The following is a 15,687-nucleotide window of genomic DNA, read 5'->3' on the forward strand; positions in this document are numbered from 1 at the left end:
TGGCCCAGACCTTGCCGTGCCGGTTGCCGAAGCCCTGGGTGCCGGCGGCGAACAGGAGGGAAGAATCATGCCCGGTGCGGCCGTGCCGTCCGGTCCGGACCCAGGTGCCCTGTTGGATCCGGTGGCGCTGGGGCTGGCGTTCCCGGCACCAGCGCCCGGTCAGGTCCAGGAGTTCGACGGCGTCCGGCGCCACCGGGAGGACGGTTGCCAGTTCATCCACCTGGAACGGGGTGGTGCCGTCATTGGTGACGGTGTGGCGCAGTTCCAGCAGCCCGCCGGAATGAAGCCTAAGGGAGGACGAGACACTAAGCCCGGCGTCGGCGTCGGCGTGCACAACGGTGGCGCCGGTGTCTCCGGCGGTCATCGACGTGACGCGGAGGCGGGACGAGAAATCGAAGCCGGTGCCGTCACCGGTGAGCCTGTGGCCGCGCAGGGCCGGCCGGCCGCGCCAGGCGGAGGCGGCCTGGGGGAGCAATCCCGCGGGGACGCGGGCGTCGATGGAGGAGTGCCCCACGGGAGCCGACAGGATGCCAAGGTCCGGCACGTCCGCTCCCAGGTCGGCGCCCCAGTGGATGACCTCGGCCTCCCCGCTGTCGAAGCTGACCAGCAGGCTGGTGCCGGCGGAGCGGAGGTACAGGGGATCCATTACTTCTCCTACTGTTGGTTCAAAATAGCCGGCGGTTTGACCGGAAGAAGGACACCATCCCCGCCTGCGGCGGGAATGGTGTCCTTTGTCGTGGGAAAGTTTCCCCACGGAGAGCTTTGCTGTTACTCCTTGACGGGAATGGACTGCGACTTCAGTGCTTCGATGGTCTTCTTCTGGCCGTCCTTCAGGGCATCCAGAAGCGTGCCGTTGCCACCCGTCGCCTTGCCGAAACCATCTGAAACGTCAGTGTACGTCTTGGTCATGGTGGGTCCCCAGGTGAAGTTCGGGTTCACATTGGCGGAGGCATCAGCGAACACGTCGTAGATCTTCTGGCCGCCGAAGTAGTCCACGCCGCCGGAGAATGCATCCAGGTCCTTGGCCGACTTCGCGGCGGGGTAGAGGCCGCCGAGCTTGTTGGCCAGCGCCAGCGCCTCAGGATCGGTGTTCAACCACAGGGCGAACTTGGAGGCCTCGTACGGGTGCTTTGAACCCTTCAGGACTGCAGTGGAGGAGCCACCCCAGTTGCCGGCTGCCTTTCCGCCGGCCTCCCACTGCGGCATGGGCGCAACGGCCCACTTGCCGGAGGTGTCCGGCGCGCCGCTCTGCAGGGTGGAGGCGCCCCATACGGCGGAAACCCACGTCCACTGCTGGCCCTTGTTGAAGGAGGCATTCCACTCATCGGAGAAGGAAGGCAGGGTGGAGACTTCGCCCTTTTCCAGCAGCTTCTGCCAGTAGTTGGCCACCTTCTCGGACTCCTTGCCGGTCAGGTTGACCTCCCACTTGTCGTTGGCGTTGGCGAACCACTGGCCGCCCGCCTGCCACACATTTCCGGCGAACCAGTTGACGTCGCTGCGGGGGAAGTTGGTGATGTAGGAGCCACGGGCTTTGATCTGCTCAGCTGCTGCAGCGTACTCGTCCCACGTGGTGGGGACCTTGATGCCCGCCTCCTTGAAGAGATCGGCACGGTAGAACATCGCCATCGGACCGCTGTCCTGCGGGACTGCGTAAACAGCCTTGTCCTCGCCGAAGGTGACCTGGTTCCAGGTCCAGTCCACGAACTTGTCCTTTGCGTCGGCCACTCCCTCACAGGCCGCGATGTTCTCCAGCCCGTCCTGGACCCGGAAGTTCGGCAGGGCGTCGTACTCGATCTGGCCCAGGTCCGGGGCATTGCCCGCCTGGAGCTGGTTGAAGAAGTTCTGGTAGGTGCCCGAGTTGCCGTTGGGACCCGTCTGGACCTTCACCTTGATGTCAGGGTGGTCCTTGTTCCAGAGGTCCACCACCTTGTCCATGCCGGGCACCCAGGTGGTGAATGACAATTCAACCGGCCCCGAGGAGGGCTTGCAGGACGAGTCCTGGGACGCGGAGGTGCTTCCGCCGCTGGAGCAGCCCGCAAGGGACAGCGCCGAGACTATGGCAAAGGCGGCAGTGGCTTTTCCGTAACGCACGCGCATTTCTATTCCTTATTCGTGGGGGTTGTACCGGGGCGGGGTGCCGCGGGACGGTTGTGGGGGATTGACAGGGGCTATTTGACGCTTCCGGCACCCAGGCCGCTGCTCCAGAAGCGCTGCAGCCCCAGGAACGTCGCGATCAGCGGAAGGATCGACACCAGGGCGCCGACGATGACCAGGACCCTGAGCTCAGGGATCTGGCTGATTTGGCTGTTCCATGCGTACAGTCCGAGCGTGACGGGGAACAGTGCCTGGTCCCGCAGCATGATCAGGGGCAGGAAGAAGTTGTTCCAGATGGCGACGAACTGGAACAGGAAGATGGTCACCAGGGCCGGAGCCATCAGGCGGGTGGACACGGTAAAGAACGTCCGCGCCTCCGAGGATCCATCGAGGCGGGCTGCTTCCAGCAGTTCCGTGGGGACGCTTGCCGCCGCATAGATGCGTGCGAGGTACACGCCGAACGGGCTGACGAGGCTGGGCAGGAACACGGCCCAGAGGGTGTTGGTCAGCTTCACCTGGCTGAAGATCAGGAACAGGGGAAGGGCAAGGGCCGTGGCGGGCACCAGCACGCCGCTGAGCACGACGTTGAAGATTGCTTCCCGGCCGCGGAACTCGTACTTGGCCAGGGCATAGCCGCACATGGCGGCGATGACGGTGCCCAGCAGTGCGCCAAGCCCGGCGTACAGCGCGCTGTTCAGGAGCCACCGGCCAAAGACACCGTCACTGTACGTGAAGAGGTTGCCAAGGTTGGCGAAGAACGTGGGGATGGAATCCGGGGTGAACCACAGCGGCGCCGTGCCGGTGACGTCACCACCGCTCTTGGAGGAGGAAACCAGCAGCCACCAGATGGGTGTCAGGAAGTACAGCGTGAAGACACCCATGATGAGCATCGCCGCGCCCCGGGACATGATGCTTTGGCGCGGGCCCCGGGGGTTGCCTGCCGAGGTGTTTGTCTTCTTGGTTGTGGTCACGGCCGTTGCTGCGCTCACTGGGAAACCTTCCGCTGGGTCGCCTTGAGGAAGACGAAGGAAAGAACGAATGTGGCCAGCGCCAGCACCACCGAGAAGGCTGCTGCCAGGCTGTAGTTGGGCACGGACGCCGTTGTGTAGACGGCGAGGTTCGGAGTGAACGTGCTGCTGATGGCCGAACTGAAGCTGCGAAGGGTCTGCGGCTCGGCAAGGAGCTGGAGGGTCCCGATGATGGAAAACACGCCGGTGAGGATGATGGCAGGAACCACGAGCGGGATCTTGATCCGCCATGCGATCTGCAGGTTGCTTGCGCCGTCCAGTTTGGCTGCCTCGTAGATCTCCGTGGGGATGGCCAGCAGCGACGAGTAGATGATCAGCATGTTGTAGCCGACATAAACCCAGGTGACGATGTTTGCGATGGCCCAGAGGACGAGGTCCGCCGAGAGGAAGTTCACCTGGGAGGTCACAGCGCCAAAGGGGGAAAGCGACGGCGAGTAGAGGAAGCCCCACATGATCGCGGCGATAACGCCGGGCACTGCGTACGGGGCGAAGAATGCCAGCCGGAAGAACTTCTTTCCTTTCAGCAGTGGCGAATCGAGCAGCAGGGCGAACAGGAGGGCCAGGCCGAGCATGATGGGCACCTGGACCACGCCGAAGAGCAGGACGCGGCCCACGGATTCCCAAAATTCGGTGTTCTGGAAAACCTGCTGGTACTGGACGAACCCACCAAAAACCTGTTGGGGAGGTCCAAACGTTCCCTTGCGTTCCACCGTGAGGAGCGACTGCACAATGGCGAAGACGATGGGGACCGCATAGAACGCCAGGAACAGCAGGCCGAAGGGAGCAACGAACAGCAGGACGGCACGGCGCTGGGCCGCTGAGGTCTTTGGTTTCCGGGCCGGCGGTGCCCCTGCGGCGAGTGCCGGAGCGGTGTGGTTTCTAGTCACTTTCATCATCCTTAAGGCCGGCGCTGCGGCCAGTGGTTTGGGGTGCTGGATTCCCGCTGCGGACGATGCGTACCGTTCCGGCAGGAATGACGATGGCCGTGGAGACTTCTTCCTCCCCGATCAGTTCATAGCCCTGGGCAGGGTATTTGTGTTCGTCGTCCGAGTGGTTGATAAGGAAGGTGTACGTATGGTCCGGGCCTGAGCGGGCTATGACTTCCAGGCCTTCGGCGGTTGCCTGGACGGAGACGCCGGCTTTGGCTGCGGCGCGGCCCACCACGTCGCGGAGCGCCTGGGGATCCAGTGCCGTGCCGATGTACCAGGCGTGTCCGGAGCCGTACCGGTTGCGCGTCACCGCCGGGGTCCCGGCGAGGTGGCCTTCGGTGAAGGACGCCTGCGCCTCCGCGCCCTCCAGGCGCAGGTCCTCGGCCCACAGCGCAGCGGTGGCTCCGGTATCGAGCTGCAGCAGCCGCCCGGGCGCCATGGGCAGGAATTCCTCGGAACGGATGCCCAGGAGTTCCCGGAAGGCGCCGGGGTAGCCGCCGGTCAGGATCTTGTCGTTTTCGTCGACGATGCCGCTGAAATAGGTGACTACTGCATGGCCGCCGTTGCTGACGAAGTCTGAGAGGGCCGCGGACTCCTGGTCGCGGACGAGGTACAGTCCGGGGACCAATGCCAGTTTGTAGCCGGAGAGGTCGGAGCCGGGGGCCACGATGTCCGCCGTGATGCCGTTGTCCCAGAGTGCCTTGTACAGGGAGTGCACCTGGTCCAGGTACCGTACGTCGGAGGAGGGGTGCGACTCCTGGTCGTAGGCCCACCATGCTTCCCAGCTGAACACCAGGGCGGCGTCGGCCTTGACGGTGGTGCCGGCTACCGGCGCGAGCCGTTCGAGGATGTGGCCCAGCTCCTTGACTTCCCGCCAGATCCGCGAGTCCGTTCCAGCGTGGGGCAGCATCGCTGAGTGGAACTTCTCGCTGCCCTGGACGGAGGCCCGCCATTGGAAGAAGCAGAGCCCGTCCGCTCCCCGGGCCAGGTGCGTGAGGGAGTTGCGGAGCATCTGCCCGGGGGCTTTGGCGATGTTGCGGGGCTGCCAGTTCACTGCTGAGGTGGAATGCTCCATCAAAATCCAGGGCTGGCCTTTGGCGAGTCCGCGGGTTGCGTCGGCAGCGAATGCCAGCTCCACGGTGGGGTCCGCAAGCCGGTGGTCGAGGTAGTGGTCGTTGGCGATGACGTCCATGTGGGGCGCCCAGGTCCAGTAGTCCTGGTTGCGGATGTGCGCGGCGACCATGAAATTGGTGGTAACCGGGATGGCGCTGTGCGTCCTCAGCAGCTCGGCTTCTGCCTGGTAATAGCCAAGCAGTTCGTCGGAGCTGAAACGGTTGAAGTCGAGCAGTTGGGTGGGGTTGTTGGTGGAGACCGTGATCCTCGGGGGCAGGATTTGCTCCCAGGCGGAGTAGCGCTGGGACCAGAAGGCGGTGCCCCAGGCGCTGTTGAGCGCTTCGAGGGTGCCATAGCGTGCGGCCAGCCAGTTGCGGAACGCGGCGGCGGAGACATCGCAGTAGCAGAGGGAATTGTGGCAGCCCAGTTCATTTGAAACATGCCAGAGCCGCACTGCTGGGTGGGACCCGTAGCGCTGCACCACCTGGTCCACCAGCCGGAGGGCGTATTCCCGGTAGCTCGGGGAGCTGGGGCACCACGCCTGCCGTCCGCCCGGCCATGCCCGGACCCCCGTTGCGGACTCCGGGAGGATTTCCGGATGCAGGGTGGTAAGCCAGGCGGGGGTGGACGATGTTCCGGTGCCGAGGTTGGCCCCGATGCCATTGGCGTGCAGCAGATCCAGTACCTGATCCAGGCGTTCGAAGGAGTAGGCCCCGGGGGAGGGTTCCAGTTCTGCCCAGCCGAAGATGTTGACTGCAACGAGGTTCACCCCCGCCTCCTTCATGAGGCGGACGTCTTCCTGCCAGACGGCGGGATCCCACTGCTCCGGGTTGTAGTCGCAGCCGTAAACGAGCCGGCCGTCCCCGGAAAGCTCGGCAACTGACGTTTTGGTGGGGCTCAACCCTGCTCCTTCGGCTTGCGGCAAACGTGCAAGGCGGGGAAGCCCCTACTCTTGGACGCTGTTGTCTCAACGATCTCTGTGAACGTTCCCAGAAGCGGACCAGTGAATGTGATGCACATCATCTGGGAACGTTCCCAGAGTACGATGCGGCAGGAGGAGGTGTCAATGCCTGCCGGAGGACGTTACGTGTACGGACTCCGCTACAGTACAAATATGTCGCTGACACGCACCCGTGCCCGCCGCGCCACCATCAACGATGTCGCGGATGCCGCCGGACTCTCCCGGGGGACCGTTTCACGTGTCATGAACGGGGAAAAATACGTCTCCGACGAAGCCAAGCAGGCAGTGGAGGAAGCCATCGCCCGGGTGGGCTACGTCAGGAACAACGCTGCGCGGAACCTGGTCACCCAAGAGTCCCGGGCCATCGGACTGATCATCCACGAGCCCCACTCCCTGCTGTTCGAAGACCCCAACATCGGTTCCATCCTGTTGGGCGCCAACGAGGTGCTGTCCAAGGCCGATTACCAACTGGTATCGCTGATCATTGACTCGGACCGCGACAGCCGCCGGGTGGCGGATTACCTGCGCGGCGGACTGGTTGACGGTGCGGTGATTATCTCGGCGCGGGCCTCCGATCCCATTGCGGCAGCCATCGCGGACATCGGCCTGCCCGCGGCGTTCGTCGGTCACCCGGAAGGAACGCCCGCGCTGCCTTATGCCGCCATTGACAACGTGGAGGCGGCCCGGAACATTACCGGCCGGCTGCTGCAAACGGGGCGGAAACAGGTGGGCATGATCGCCAGTGCCCTGGACCGTGACTCCGGCAAGGACCGCCTGGCCGGTTTCCAGGCTGCGATGGGAAGCCGCTTCGACCCGAACCTCGTGGTGGAATACCCGTTGTACACCTATGCAGCCGGCCTGGAGGGAATGCAGGAGCTGCTGCGGCGCGCTCCCCACCTGGACGGGGTCTTCGCGGCCTCTGACGCCGTGGCGGCCGGTGCCATGACGGCGCTGCAGGAGGCCGGGCGCCGGGTTCCCGAGGACGTCGGGGTGGTGGGATTTGATGACAGCAGCTGGGCCCTCCGCTGCCGCCCCCAGCTCTCCACTGTCCGCCAGCCGGCTGACCTCCTGGGGAGCACCGCAGCTGAGCTGGTCCTGGCGCAGCTCCAGGGCCTGCCCGGCACGCCGCGCGTCCTGGAGACCACCATCATTTGGCGCGGCTCCGCCTGAGGGAGCCCTAGGCGGGCGCCAGGCGCAGTTTTGTCCGTTCGCCAAGGACGCGCTGTGCCTCGGCACTGAGCCCCGCATCGCTGATGACCTCATCCACGTCGTCGAAAGCTGCAATTGAACTGATGCCCAGCATGCCCCACTTGGTGTGGTCGGCCAGGACCACGGTCTTGCGGGCAGCTGCCACGAATGCGCGGTCGGTCTCGGCTTCGAGCAGGTTGGGAGTGGTGAAACCGGCATCCGCATCCATCCCGTGGACGCCCAGGAACAGGACGTCCAAATGCAGTTGCCGGAGCGCGCCGGTGGCGATGGGGCCCACCAGGGCGTCCGACGGCGTGCGCTCGCCGCCAATCAGGATCACAGTGGAGCCGCCGGGGTGGAAGAGATCGGCAATCCGCATCGAATTGGTCACCACGGTGATGCGCGGACCGGCTGCCAGTTCGCGGGCCAGCGCCCATGTGGTGGTGCCCGCCCCCAGGCCTACGGCCATGCCCTCCGACACCAGGGCAGCGGCAGCCACGGCAATGGCACGCTTCTCCGCCGTCAACTGGGTGGACTTCAGCTCGAAGCCGGGCTCATGGGCGCTGGCATCGCCGGGAAGTTTGGCACCCCCATGGATGCGTTCCAGCTTCCCGCCTTCTTCGAGCTGCTCAATATCGCGCCGCACCGTCATCAGCGAGACGCCCAGCTGCGCCGCCAGGTCAGAGACGCGCACCACCCGCTCCCGCTGGACAGCATCCACAATGGCCTGGTGGCGGGCAGCTGCAAGCATGTGAGCGTGTTCCTTCATCGCCGGTTACGGGGTCGCTCCCAGCATACGGCGACGGCGCCGCCCGGGCCGGGCAGCGCCGTCGTCAAACCATCCCGCTACTTCCGCAGTGACGCTGCGATCTGCTGCATGATGGTGGGGTCCGAGAGCGTGGTGGCGTCGCCCGGGTCCCGTCCCTCGGCCACGTCCTTGAGGAGCCGGCGCATGATCTTGCCGGAACGGGTCTTGGGCAGTTCCGGCACCACCAGGATGTTCTTGGGCTTGGCGATGGGCCCGATTTCCTTGCCGACGTGGTTGCGCAGTTCCTGGACGGTGGCGTCGCCGTTGTTGGCGGCGTCCCCGCGGAGGATGACGAACGCCACCACGGCCTGGCCGGTGGTTTCGTCAGTGGCGCCCACGACGGCGGCCTCCGCCACGGCGGGGTGGCTCACCAGGGCGGATTCGATCTCGGTGGTGGAGAGCCGGTGCCCGGAGACGTTCATGACGTCATCCACGCGGCCCAGCAGCCAGATGTCGCCGTCTTCGTCCCGTTTGGCCCCGTCGCCGGCGAAATACATGTTCTCGAACCGGGACCAGTACGTGTCCTTGAAGCGCTCCGGATCGCCCCAGATACCCCGCAGCATGGACGGCCAGGGCTCACGGATGACCAGGAAACCGCCGTGGCCATCGGGAACTGACTGGCCCATCTCGTCCACCACGTCCACGGCGATGCCGGGCAGCGGCACCTGTGCCGAGCCGGGCTTGGTGGCGGTGACACCGGGCAGGGGCGCGATCATCTGGGCGCCGGTTTCGGTCTGCCACCAGGTGTCCACGATGGGTGCTTTGTCCCCGCCGATCTCCCTCCGGTACCACATCCAGGCCTCGGGGTTGATGGGCTCGCCCACCGACCCCAGGACGCGGATCGAGGAGAGATCATACTTGCCGGGGATTTCCGAACCCCACTTCATGAAGGTGCGGATGGCGGTGGGGGCTGTGTACAGGATGGAAACCTTGTACTTCTCCACGATCTCCCACCAGCGGCCCTGGTGCGGCGAGTCCGGGGTTCCTTCGTACATGACCTGGGTGGCGCCGTTGATGAGCGGTGCGTAGGCGACATAGGAGTGGCCGGTGATCCAGCCGACGTCGGCCGTGCACCAGTAGACGTCCGTTTCCGGGTGCAGGTCGAAGACTGCCTTATGCGTGTAGGCGCCCTGGGTGAGGTAGCCGCCGGTGGTGTGCAGGATGCCCTTCGGCTTCCCGGTGGTCCCTGAGGTATACAGAATGAACAGCGGGTGCTCCGAGTCGTGGCCTACCGCAGTGTGGTCAACGGATGCGGCGCCCACGGTGTCTTCCCACCAGTGGTCCCGCCCCTCGTGCCAGTCCACGTCCTGCCCGTTGCGCTTGACCACCACTACGTTCTGGACGGTGTGGCCATCATGGGCCAGGGCGTCGTCCACGGCCGGCTTCAGCGGGCTGGGCTTGCCGCGCCGGTAGGTTCCGTCTGCGGTCACCACCAGCTTGGCTTCGGCGTCATCGATCCGGGAGCGGAGCGCTTCGGCCGAGAACCCGCCGAACACCACCGAGTGGACGGCCCCGATCCGGGCGCAGGCCAGAAGCGTGATGACGGCTTCCGGGATCATGGGCAGGTATACGGCTACGCGGTCGCCCTTGGCCACGCCGAGGGATTCGAAGGCGTTGGCGGCTTTTTTCACTTCTTCGGTCAGCTGCGCGTAGGTATAGGTGCGGGTGTCGCCGGGTTCGCCTTCAAAGTAGATGGCAACGCGGTCCCCGTTGCCGGCCTCGACGTGCCGGTCCAGGGCGTTGTAGGCGGCGTTGAGCTCGCCTCCCACAAACCACTTCGCGAAGGGGGGATCGGACCAATCCAGTGCCTCGGTGAAGTCCTTGCTCCAGGTCAGCAGCTCGCGTGCCTTCTTGGCCCAAAACGCCGGCCGGTCGGCGTCCGCTTCCTTGTACTCGGCGGCGGTGACCACAGCGTTGGCCGCAAACTCGGGGGACGGCGGGAAGGCGCGGGTTTCACGCAGCAGGTTTGCAAAGGCATCGCCCTGCTGACCGGCCGCCTGGCCGGACGCGGAAGGAACGGTGGCCGTGGAGCTGGGAGTGTCCTGGGACATGTGAACCTCATCATTCATCGATCTTTGCCGCGCGGGACGCAACCCCTGCAGCGCCCGCCGTTGGCACGGCGTTGGGCGTCAGCCGGGGCGGACGTACCGCAAAGAGCTGTTCCGCAACCTAGCCTAATGCTTGCCGCGGATCCGCTGTGCTCCCCGTCACAGGCGCCACCGCGAGCGGCATTTTTTAAGCGGTGAATGGTGGCTTCATGACGCGGCCCTGGGCCGGAGAGGCCCCCTCCAGCTAGTGATCAGCCAGGCTGTTGACTAGGCTGAGATGGAATTGTGACTTCACTTTGGACGGTCCCGGCCGGGCGCAAACACTGCCCCGCCAGGGCTGGACCGCATGTCAAGACGGCACAGATTTCGGGCCCGGACCGGGCCCGGTGCCGCCACGCTAAGGAGAGCAGATGAACCAGCAGAGATTCGGCCAGCGCACGGGTCCGGACACCGAGGCAGGATCCGGAGGCTCCGGACCCGCCACGGGCGGCCCAGGGCAAGGGTCACCCGCCGGTCATGCCGCCAACGGACAGGCTGCAGGGCAGAAGGCTTCCTCCGCAAAGCTCGATCCGAAGGCCAACCAGGCGGTCCTCGGCCCCTTCACCGTGCGGGACCTGACCGTTTTCGGCGGCACGGTGATCCTGTTCGTCGCATCCCTGCTGCCCCTCTTCGGCACGCGGTACAACCTGTGGAACCTGAACAACCTGTTCTTCCTGGGGCTGGGCATCATCCTGCCGCTGATCACCAGTGCGCTGTTCGCAGCCCGCCGGCTGGCCCCAGCCACCAAAATCCGGGTCGGTTCGCTCTCGATCGACCAGTTCGCCTCCGTGGTGGCCTCCTTCGCCCTGGCTTTCTTCTTCCTGTCCGTGGCCTCCGGATACGGACTTACGCTGCTGGTGGGCCTGATCGGTTCTCTGGTCCTTTTCGCTGCCACCGTGCTGGGCCGTTTCCTGCCCTACCTCTCCGGTGACTTCAAGGACCGGCCCGAGGCGCCGGCTCACGTGGTGGCCCGCGAAGCTGCACTCCCCACCCGGAAGCCGCGGTCCCCTAAGGCACCCAAGCCGGACGCCGGGGCCAACCAGGCAAAGGGAGGCTCCAAGGGCGCAGGCATCTTCGGGGGTGCCGGTGCCGGCTCCTCCGCAGTCCAGCCAGGCTCTGCCACCCCTCACCACGCCCCCAGCCCTGAGCCGGTCCGCTCCGCGCAGCCGCCGGCCACCGCCGCGGTCCCCGTAGCTGGTGCCGGAACGCCGAACGCGGGCACCGCCGGTACCGCAGCCCCCGCTACCGGTGCAGATGCCAACCGTCCCGCCGCGTCGGCGCCTGTGTCTACCGCCCCCGAAGCTGCCGACAGCACCCCCGACGTGGACGCCGGTCCGCCCACCCAGGCAGCCGACGTCGTCCGTTCTTCCGCAGCGCCTGCTGCCGAGGAAACCCGTCACGGGGACGTCCCCGCAGGGAATGCACCGCAGCCCGCGTGGGAGCCGCCGGCCGCCACCGCTGTCCACCAGCAGGTCCGCGCCGATCAGCCCATTGGGGCCACCGTGGACCCGGCCAACCGCCACGACGAACTGGACGGGCAGCCCATCCACGAGGCCTTTTGGTTTGCCGTTGCCCAGCACCGCACCGCCTTCGACCCCCGCACCGGCGCGCCCGCCTTCGTGATCGAGCCCGGCGGCTGGGTGCTGGCACTGGAGGACCGGGGCCACGAATTCCTGGTCCAGCACACTGACGGACGGCTGGGCGTCCTGCGCGACCTCAGCAACATCGAGCGCGGCTGACGCCGGTGGCCGGGGCCCGTACCAAGGCCGGCCAGGCCGCCGCCGGCATGCCCGACCCATCCGAATCAGTCCTGGCGCTGAAGCGGAGGGCGCGGCGCATCCATCGGGCCCTCGCCGAGAAATACCCCTACGCCCACGCGGAACTCGACTTCCGGAATCCGTTCGAACTGCTGGTGGCCACCGTCCTGTCCGCCCAGACCACCGACGTCACGGTCAACCAGGTCACCAAGGTGCTGTTCGCGCGCTGGCCAGATGCGCGGACCCTGGCAGAGGCTGACCCCACGGAGCTCGAGGCCATCCTCAAGCCCACCGGGTTCTTCCGTGCCAAGGCAAAGAACGTCCAGGCGCTCTGCACGCGGCTGGTGGACGAGTTTGACGGCGAGGTTCCAGGCCGGATGAAGGAACTCGTCACGCTGCCCGGCGTGGGACGGAAGACGGCCAACGTGGTGCTGGCCAACGCGTTCGGCGTTCCGGGTATCTCCGTTGATACGCACTTCGCCCGCCTGGCCAAACGCTTCGGGTGGACCCAGTCGGAAGATCCCGTCCAGATCGAACAGGACGTCGGTGAGCTGTTCGAGCGGCGGGACTGGACCATGCTGTCCCACCGGGTGATCTTCCATGGCCGCCGGGTCTGCCATGCCCGCAAGCCCGCCTGCGGCGCCTGCCCCGTGGCCACCTGGTGCCCCAGCTACGGGCTGGGCGAAACGGATCCCGTCAAGGCAGCCAAGCTCCTCAAGTACGAACTGGCTCCCGGCAGCGAGGAACTGCTGGCGCAGTACCTGGCAGAACAGCACCGGGCCGCCGAGATCCGGATGGCTTCGCAAAAGAGGACCCCGTGAGCGCACGCGAAGACCTCGCCGCGCTGGTGCGGCGGTCCCAAACCGGCACAGCCGGCCCTCCGGACCCGCGCTGGGCCGCCCTGACCGTTGATGAGGCACGGGCCCGCAGGGCCGCGGTGCTGATGCTCTTCGGCGTCCTTGACGACGTCCCCGCCGCGTCCGGCAAACCCCTTGCGCCGGCGGACCTCGACCTCCTGCTCCTGGAGCGCGCCCACACCCTGGGCTCCCACCCCGGCCAGGTGGCCTTTCCCGGCGGCGGCATCGACGGGGACGAAACCCCGGTGGCAGCTGCGCTCCGGGAAGCTGAGGAAGAAACCGGGCTGGATTCCGGCGGCGTGGAAGTACTGGGCACGCTCCAGGACCTGGGCCTGGCACACAGCAACTTCCTGGTAACGCCGGTGCTCGGGTGGTGGCAGGCGCCCTCACCGGTCCGGGTGGTGGACTACGGGGAATCAGCCCAGGTCTTCCGTGTCCCGGTCCGGGACCTGCTGGACCCGGACAACCGGGTCATGGCCACCGTCCACCGGGCCGGCCGCACCTTCGACAGCCCCGCATTCACCGTGAACGGCGTGGTGGTGTGGGGCTTCACCGGGATTGTGCTCAGCGGACTCTTCGACCAGCTGGGGTGGTCGGTTCCGTGGGACCGGAACCGGCTGCACCCGATGGGTGTCTAGAAGGCTTCCGGAAACCTCAGGACTGCCGGCGCAGATCCACCACGATGCCGGTGGCCGCGTTCTCGCGCATCGCCTTGATGCCGTCCCGCAGCGTGGCCAGGGACTTGAACGTCGGTGAAACCGCCACGGTGTTGCCCTCGGCGTCGGTGAGCCGCAGCCGGTACGAATCATCGCCTGTGCGGTGTATTTCAAATCTTCCCGCCATGGACGGGGACCTCCCTGGTATGCGTCGTTGCATCAGCGTGTGGACCGGTCTGTTTCAGTCACCGCTTTCGACTGTAACCGCCGGCACAGCACCCGTCGACCTACTGCCGGGTAGGTTACCTTGCATCTCGTTGGCAGGATTTCGCTACCCGCGCGGCGCTGCTATTTGGCCAGGTCATAGGAGTCGACGACGGCCAGGCTCACCGGGAATTCCACCGGGATCTGCCCGAACAGCAGCTCCTTCGCCGCCACGGCTGATTCCTCAATGGCGGCAATACAGGCGTCCACTCTGTCCGCGGGCGCATGCACCATCACCTCATCGTGCAGGAAGAAGACCAACTCAGCCCGGGCTGCCCCGCCGCTGCCGCCGGTTCCCGCCGTCGCCAAGGTGCGCAGGCGCCGTCGTAATTCCGCAAGCCAGCAGGCCGCCCAGTCCGCCGCGGAGCCCTGGACCACGAAGTTGCGGGTGAAGCGCCCCCGGGAGCGGGCGATGGACTCCGCACGGCGCTGCTCTTCGGCGGTGCTGGACCGCTGGCTCAGGAACCACCGTTCCGAGGGCGGCGGGCTGCTCCGGCCCAGGCGGGTGGTCACTGTCCCGCCGGCCTCACCCGCCCGCGCCGCCCGCTCCACAAAATCGACGGCCCGCGGATAGGTGCGCGCCAGCTGCGGCATCAGGCGCCCCGCCTCGCCGGAGGTGGCGCCATACATGGCACCCAGCAGCGCCATTTTCGCCTTGGCCCGGTCCCCGCCGAAGCCCTTGGCGGCGATGCCGGCATAGAGGTCCTGGTCCCGTGCCGCTTCGGCCATGGTGGAATCCTGGGCCAGGGCCACCAGGACACGGGGTTCCAGTTGCGAGGCGTCCGCGACGATCAGCTTGTGGCCCGGGTCTGCATGCACCGCACCGCGGACCTGGCGCGGGATCTGGAGCGCGCCCCCGCCCCGGGACGCCCAGCGGCCGGAAACAACTCCGCCCACTACGTACTCGGGGCGGAACCGTCCGCCGTCCACCCATGCGTCCAGCCAGGACCAGCCGTTGGCCGTGTGGAGGCGGGAAAGCTTCTTGTACTCAAGCAGAGGCTCGATGACGGGGTGGCTTGACTCCCGGAGCTCCCATTTCCGGGTGCTCTTGACCTCGATGCCGTTGCGGTGCAGAGCCCGCATGAGCTCCTGCGGGGAGTCGGGATTCAGTCCCGGGGAGCTGAGCAGGGTGCGCAGTTCCGCCGCCAGCGCCTCCAGCCTTTGCGGACGCTGCCCAACGGGCGGCCGGGGCCCCAGGTGGTCCACCAGAATCTGCTCGTGCAGGTCCTCCCGCCAGGGGACGCCGGCGTGCTGCATCTCCGCAGCCACCATGGCGGCCGCCGATTCAGCCGCCAGCAGGAGTTGCAGACGATTCCGGCGGTTCTCCCCCGTCCCCACTGCTGCCAGGGCGCTTTGCTGGGCGGCGTACTCGGCGCGGAGGTCATCCAGCCCCCACCCCGGTGCCGGCGTGGACGCTGGATCGTCGAACAGCGCGCCCTGGTCTGCCGGTGGACGCGGCGGCAACAGCGTCTTCGGCGGAAGCATGGGATCCTCCACCGGGACCCTGTCGGTCTTCCGGGCGTAGTCCGTGTGGGCGCTGAACTGCGAGAACGCCAGGATGTTGCCGCACAGTGTGACGTCATAGCAGCGCTCCACCTCGACGCCCGAGGCGAGCAGCACGGGGTACCAGTCCTGCGTCCGGTGCCAGATCCAGCGCGGCGGCTGCCCGCCGGGGCGCCGGGCCTCCAGTTCACGGACGACGGCGGCAAGTTCCCCACGTGCCACCACCCGGGGCTCGGGGTTGGCTGGCTGGGGTTGGCCGTCCTGTGCCAGTTCCTGCAGTGCCGCGCCGCGGGGGTGGGCGGCGAGCAGCAGGTACATGCTCCCATTGTGCCCTGTTCCAGGTGCTTGGCCTGTTTGTCCACATAAGGGATGTTTCCCCTTATGTGGCTGTTGCAGCCGCGGCAGAGTGGCCCCATGAGCAGGCATCAGCTGAAGGCACCGC

The 15,687-nt window shown here is 66.7% G+C and carries 13 protein-coding genes; 4 read left to right on the plus strand and 9 right to left on the minus strand.

Going from position 1 to position 15,687, the window contains the following annotated elements; genetic code table 11:
• From HNO81_RS18730 to HNO81_RS18750, 5 genes are all read right to left on the minus strand, one after another.
• Positions 1–646: glycoside hydrolase family 36 N-terminal domain-containing protein (locus HNO81_RS18730; RefSeq protein WP_305791429.1), on the minus strand; the 646-nt coding region annotated here is incomplete at its 3' end.
• 122 nt (positions 647–768) lie between these two features.
• The gene (locus HNO81_RS18735) at positions 769–2,097 is read right to left on the minus strand and encodes an ABC transporter substrate-binding protein (RefSeq protein WP_175319608.1); all 1,329 of its coding nucleotides are present in this window, start codon (positions 2,095–2,097) and stop codon (positions 769–771) included.
• A 71-nt stretch (positions 2,098–2,168) separates the two neighbouring features.
• Positions 2,169–3,002, minus strand: a complete 834-nt coding sequence (locus HNO81_RS18740; RefSeq protein ID WP_175319634.1) for a carbohydrate ABC transporter permease — start codon at positions 3,000–3,002, stop codon at positions 2,169–2,171.
• Between the two features lie 77 nt (positions 3,003–3,079).
• Positions 3,080–4,015 carry a carbohydrate ABC transporter permease gene (locus HNO81_RS18745; protein ID WP_175319609.1) on the minus strand — a complete coding sequence of 312 codons (936 nt, stop codon included), beginning with the start codon at positions 4,013–4,015 and terminating at the stop codon, positions 3,080–3,082.
• Complete coding sequence (locus HNO81_RS18750; protein WP_175319610.1) at positions 4,002–6,065, minus strand: beta-galactosidase; 2,064 nt, start codon at positions 6,063–6,065, stop codon at positions 4,002–4,004. The genes HNO81_RS18745 and HNO81_RS18750 overlap by 14 nt, the downstream gene beginning before the upstream one ends.
• Before the next feature lie 213 nt (positions 6,066–6,278).
• Here HNO81_RS18750 and HNO81_RS18755 point away from each other — a divergent pair, with 213 nt between their 5' ends.
• Positions 6,279–7,295 carry a LacI family DNA-binding transcriptional regulator gene (locus HNO81_RS18755; RefSeq protein WP_175319611.1) on the plus strand — a complete coding sequence of 339 codons (1,017 nt, stop codon included), beginning with the start codon at positions 6,279–6,281 and terminating at the stop codon, positions 7,293–7,295.
• A gap of 7 nt (positions 7,296–7,302) precedes the next feature.
• On the opposite strand, the gene HNO81_RS18760 is transcribed toward HNO81_RS18755, so the two are convergent.
• Positions 7,303–8,064: a DeoR/GlpR family DNA-binding transcription regulator gene (locus HNO81_RS18760; protein ID WP_175319612.1), complete on the minus strand. Its 762-nt coding sequence runs from the start codon at positions 8,062–8,064 to the stop codon at positions 7,303–7,305.
• Between the two features lie 95 nt (positions 8,065–8,159).
• Complete coding sequence (gene acs, locus HNO81_RS18765; protein WP_175319613.1) at positions 8,160–10,172, minus strand: acetate--CoA ligase; 2,013 nt, start codon at positions 10,170–10,172, stop codon at positions 8,160–8,162.
• Between the two features lie 407 nt (positions 10,173–10,579).
• Between acs and HNO81_RS18770 the strand changes: the two genes are divergently transcribed.
• The 3 genes from HNO81_RS18770 to HNO81_RS18780 are packed head-to-tail and all read left to right on the plus strand — an operon-like array spanning position 10,580 to position 13,460.
• Entirely contained in the window at positions 10,580–11,947 is a 1,368-nt protein-coding gene (locus tag HNO81_RS18770) for a hypothetical protein (protein ID WP_175319614.1), read from the plus strand.
• A 47-nt stretch (positions 11,948–11,994) separates the two neighbouring features.
• A complete protein-coding gene (gene nth, locus HNO81_RS18775) occupies positions 11,995–12,786 on the plus strand; it encodes an endonuclease III (RefSeq protein ID WP_175319615.1) in 792 nt (263 codons plus the stop codon).
• Positions 12,783–13,460 carry a CoA pyrophosphatase gene (locus tag HNO81_RS18780; RefSeq protein WP_175319616.1) on the plus strand — a complete coding sequence of 226 codons (678 nt, stop codon included), beginning with the start codon at positions 12,783–12,785 and terminating at the stop codon, positions 13,458–13,460. Before nth ends, HNO81_RS18780 begins: the two co-directional genes overlap by 4 nt.
• Positions 13,461–13,476: 16 nt before the next feature.
• On the opposite strand, the gene HNO81_RS18785 is transcribed toward HNO81_RS18780, so the two are convergent.
• Complete coding sequence (locus HNO81_RS18785; protein WP_175319617.1) at positions 13,477–13,665, minus strand: DUF1508 domain-containing protein; 189 nt, start codon at positions 13,663–13,665, stop codon at positions 13,477–13,479.
• Between the two features lie 161 nt (positions 13,666–13,826).
• On the minus strand, positions 13,827–15,563 hold the full coding sequence (locus HNO81_RS18790) for a bifunctional 3'-5' exonuclease/DNA polymerase (protein WP_175319618.1): 1,737 nt from the start codon (positions 15,561–15,563) through the stop codon (positions 13,827–13,829).
• Between the last annotated feature and the right edge of the window lie 124 nt (positions 15,564–15,687).

The sequence above is a fragment of the Pseudarthrobacter sp. C4D7 genome (genome assembly GCF_013359725.1).
GTDB lineage: Bacteria > Actinomycetota > Actinomycetes > Actinomycetales > Micrococcaceae > Arthrobacter.

Excerpts from the sequence above, each read along its gene's own strand:
- HNO81_RS18735 (WP_175319608.1), bottom strand. The coding sequence starts at position 2,097 with ATGCGCGTGCGTTACGGAAAAGCCACTGCCGCCTTTGCCATAGTCTCG.
- HNO81_RS18740 (WP_175319634.1), bottom strand. The coding sequence starts at position 3,002 with ATGTCCCGGGGCGCGGCGATGCTCATCATGGGTGTCTTCACGCTGTAC.
- HNO81_RS18745 (WP_175319609.1), bottom strand. The coding sequence starts at position 4,015 with ATGAAAGTGACTAGAAACCACACCGCTCCGGCACTCGCCGCAGGGGCA.
- HNO81_RS18755 (WP_175319611.1), top strand. The coding sequence starts at position 6,279 with ATGTCGCTGACACGCACCCGTGCCCGCCGCGCCACCATCAACGATGTC.
- HNO81_RS18760 (WP_175319612.1), bottom strand. The coding sequence starts at position 8,064 with ATGCTTGCAGCTGCCCGCCACCAGGCCATTGTGGATGCTGTCCAGCGG.
- acs (WP_175319613.1), bottom strand. The coding sequence starts at position 10,172 with ATGTCCCAGGACACTCCCAGCTCCACGGCCACCGTTCCTTCCGCGTCC.
- HNO81_RS18770 (WP_175319614.1), top strand. The coding sequence starts at position 10,580 with ATGAACCAGCAGAGATTCGGCCAGCGCACGGGTCCGGACACCGAGGCA.
- nth (WP_175319615.1), top strand. The coding sequence starts at position 11,995 with ATGCCCGACCCATCCGAATCAGTCCTGGCGCTGAAGCGGAGGGCGCGG.
- HNO81_RS18785 (WP_175319617.1), bottom strand. The coding sequence starts at position 13,665 with ATGGCGGGAAGATTTGAAATACACCGCACAGGCGATGATTCGTACCGG.
- HNO81_RS18790 (WP_175319618.1), bottom strand. The coding sequence starts at position 15,563 with ATGTACCTGCTGCTCGCCGCCCACCCCCGCGGCGCGGCACTGCAGGAA.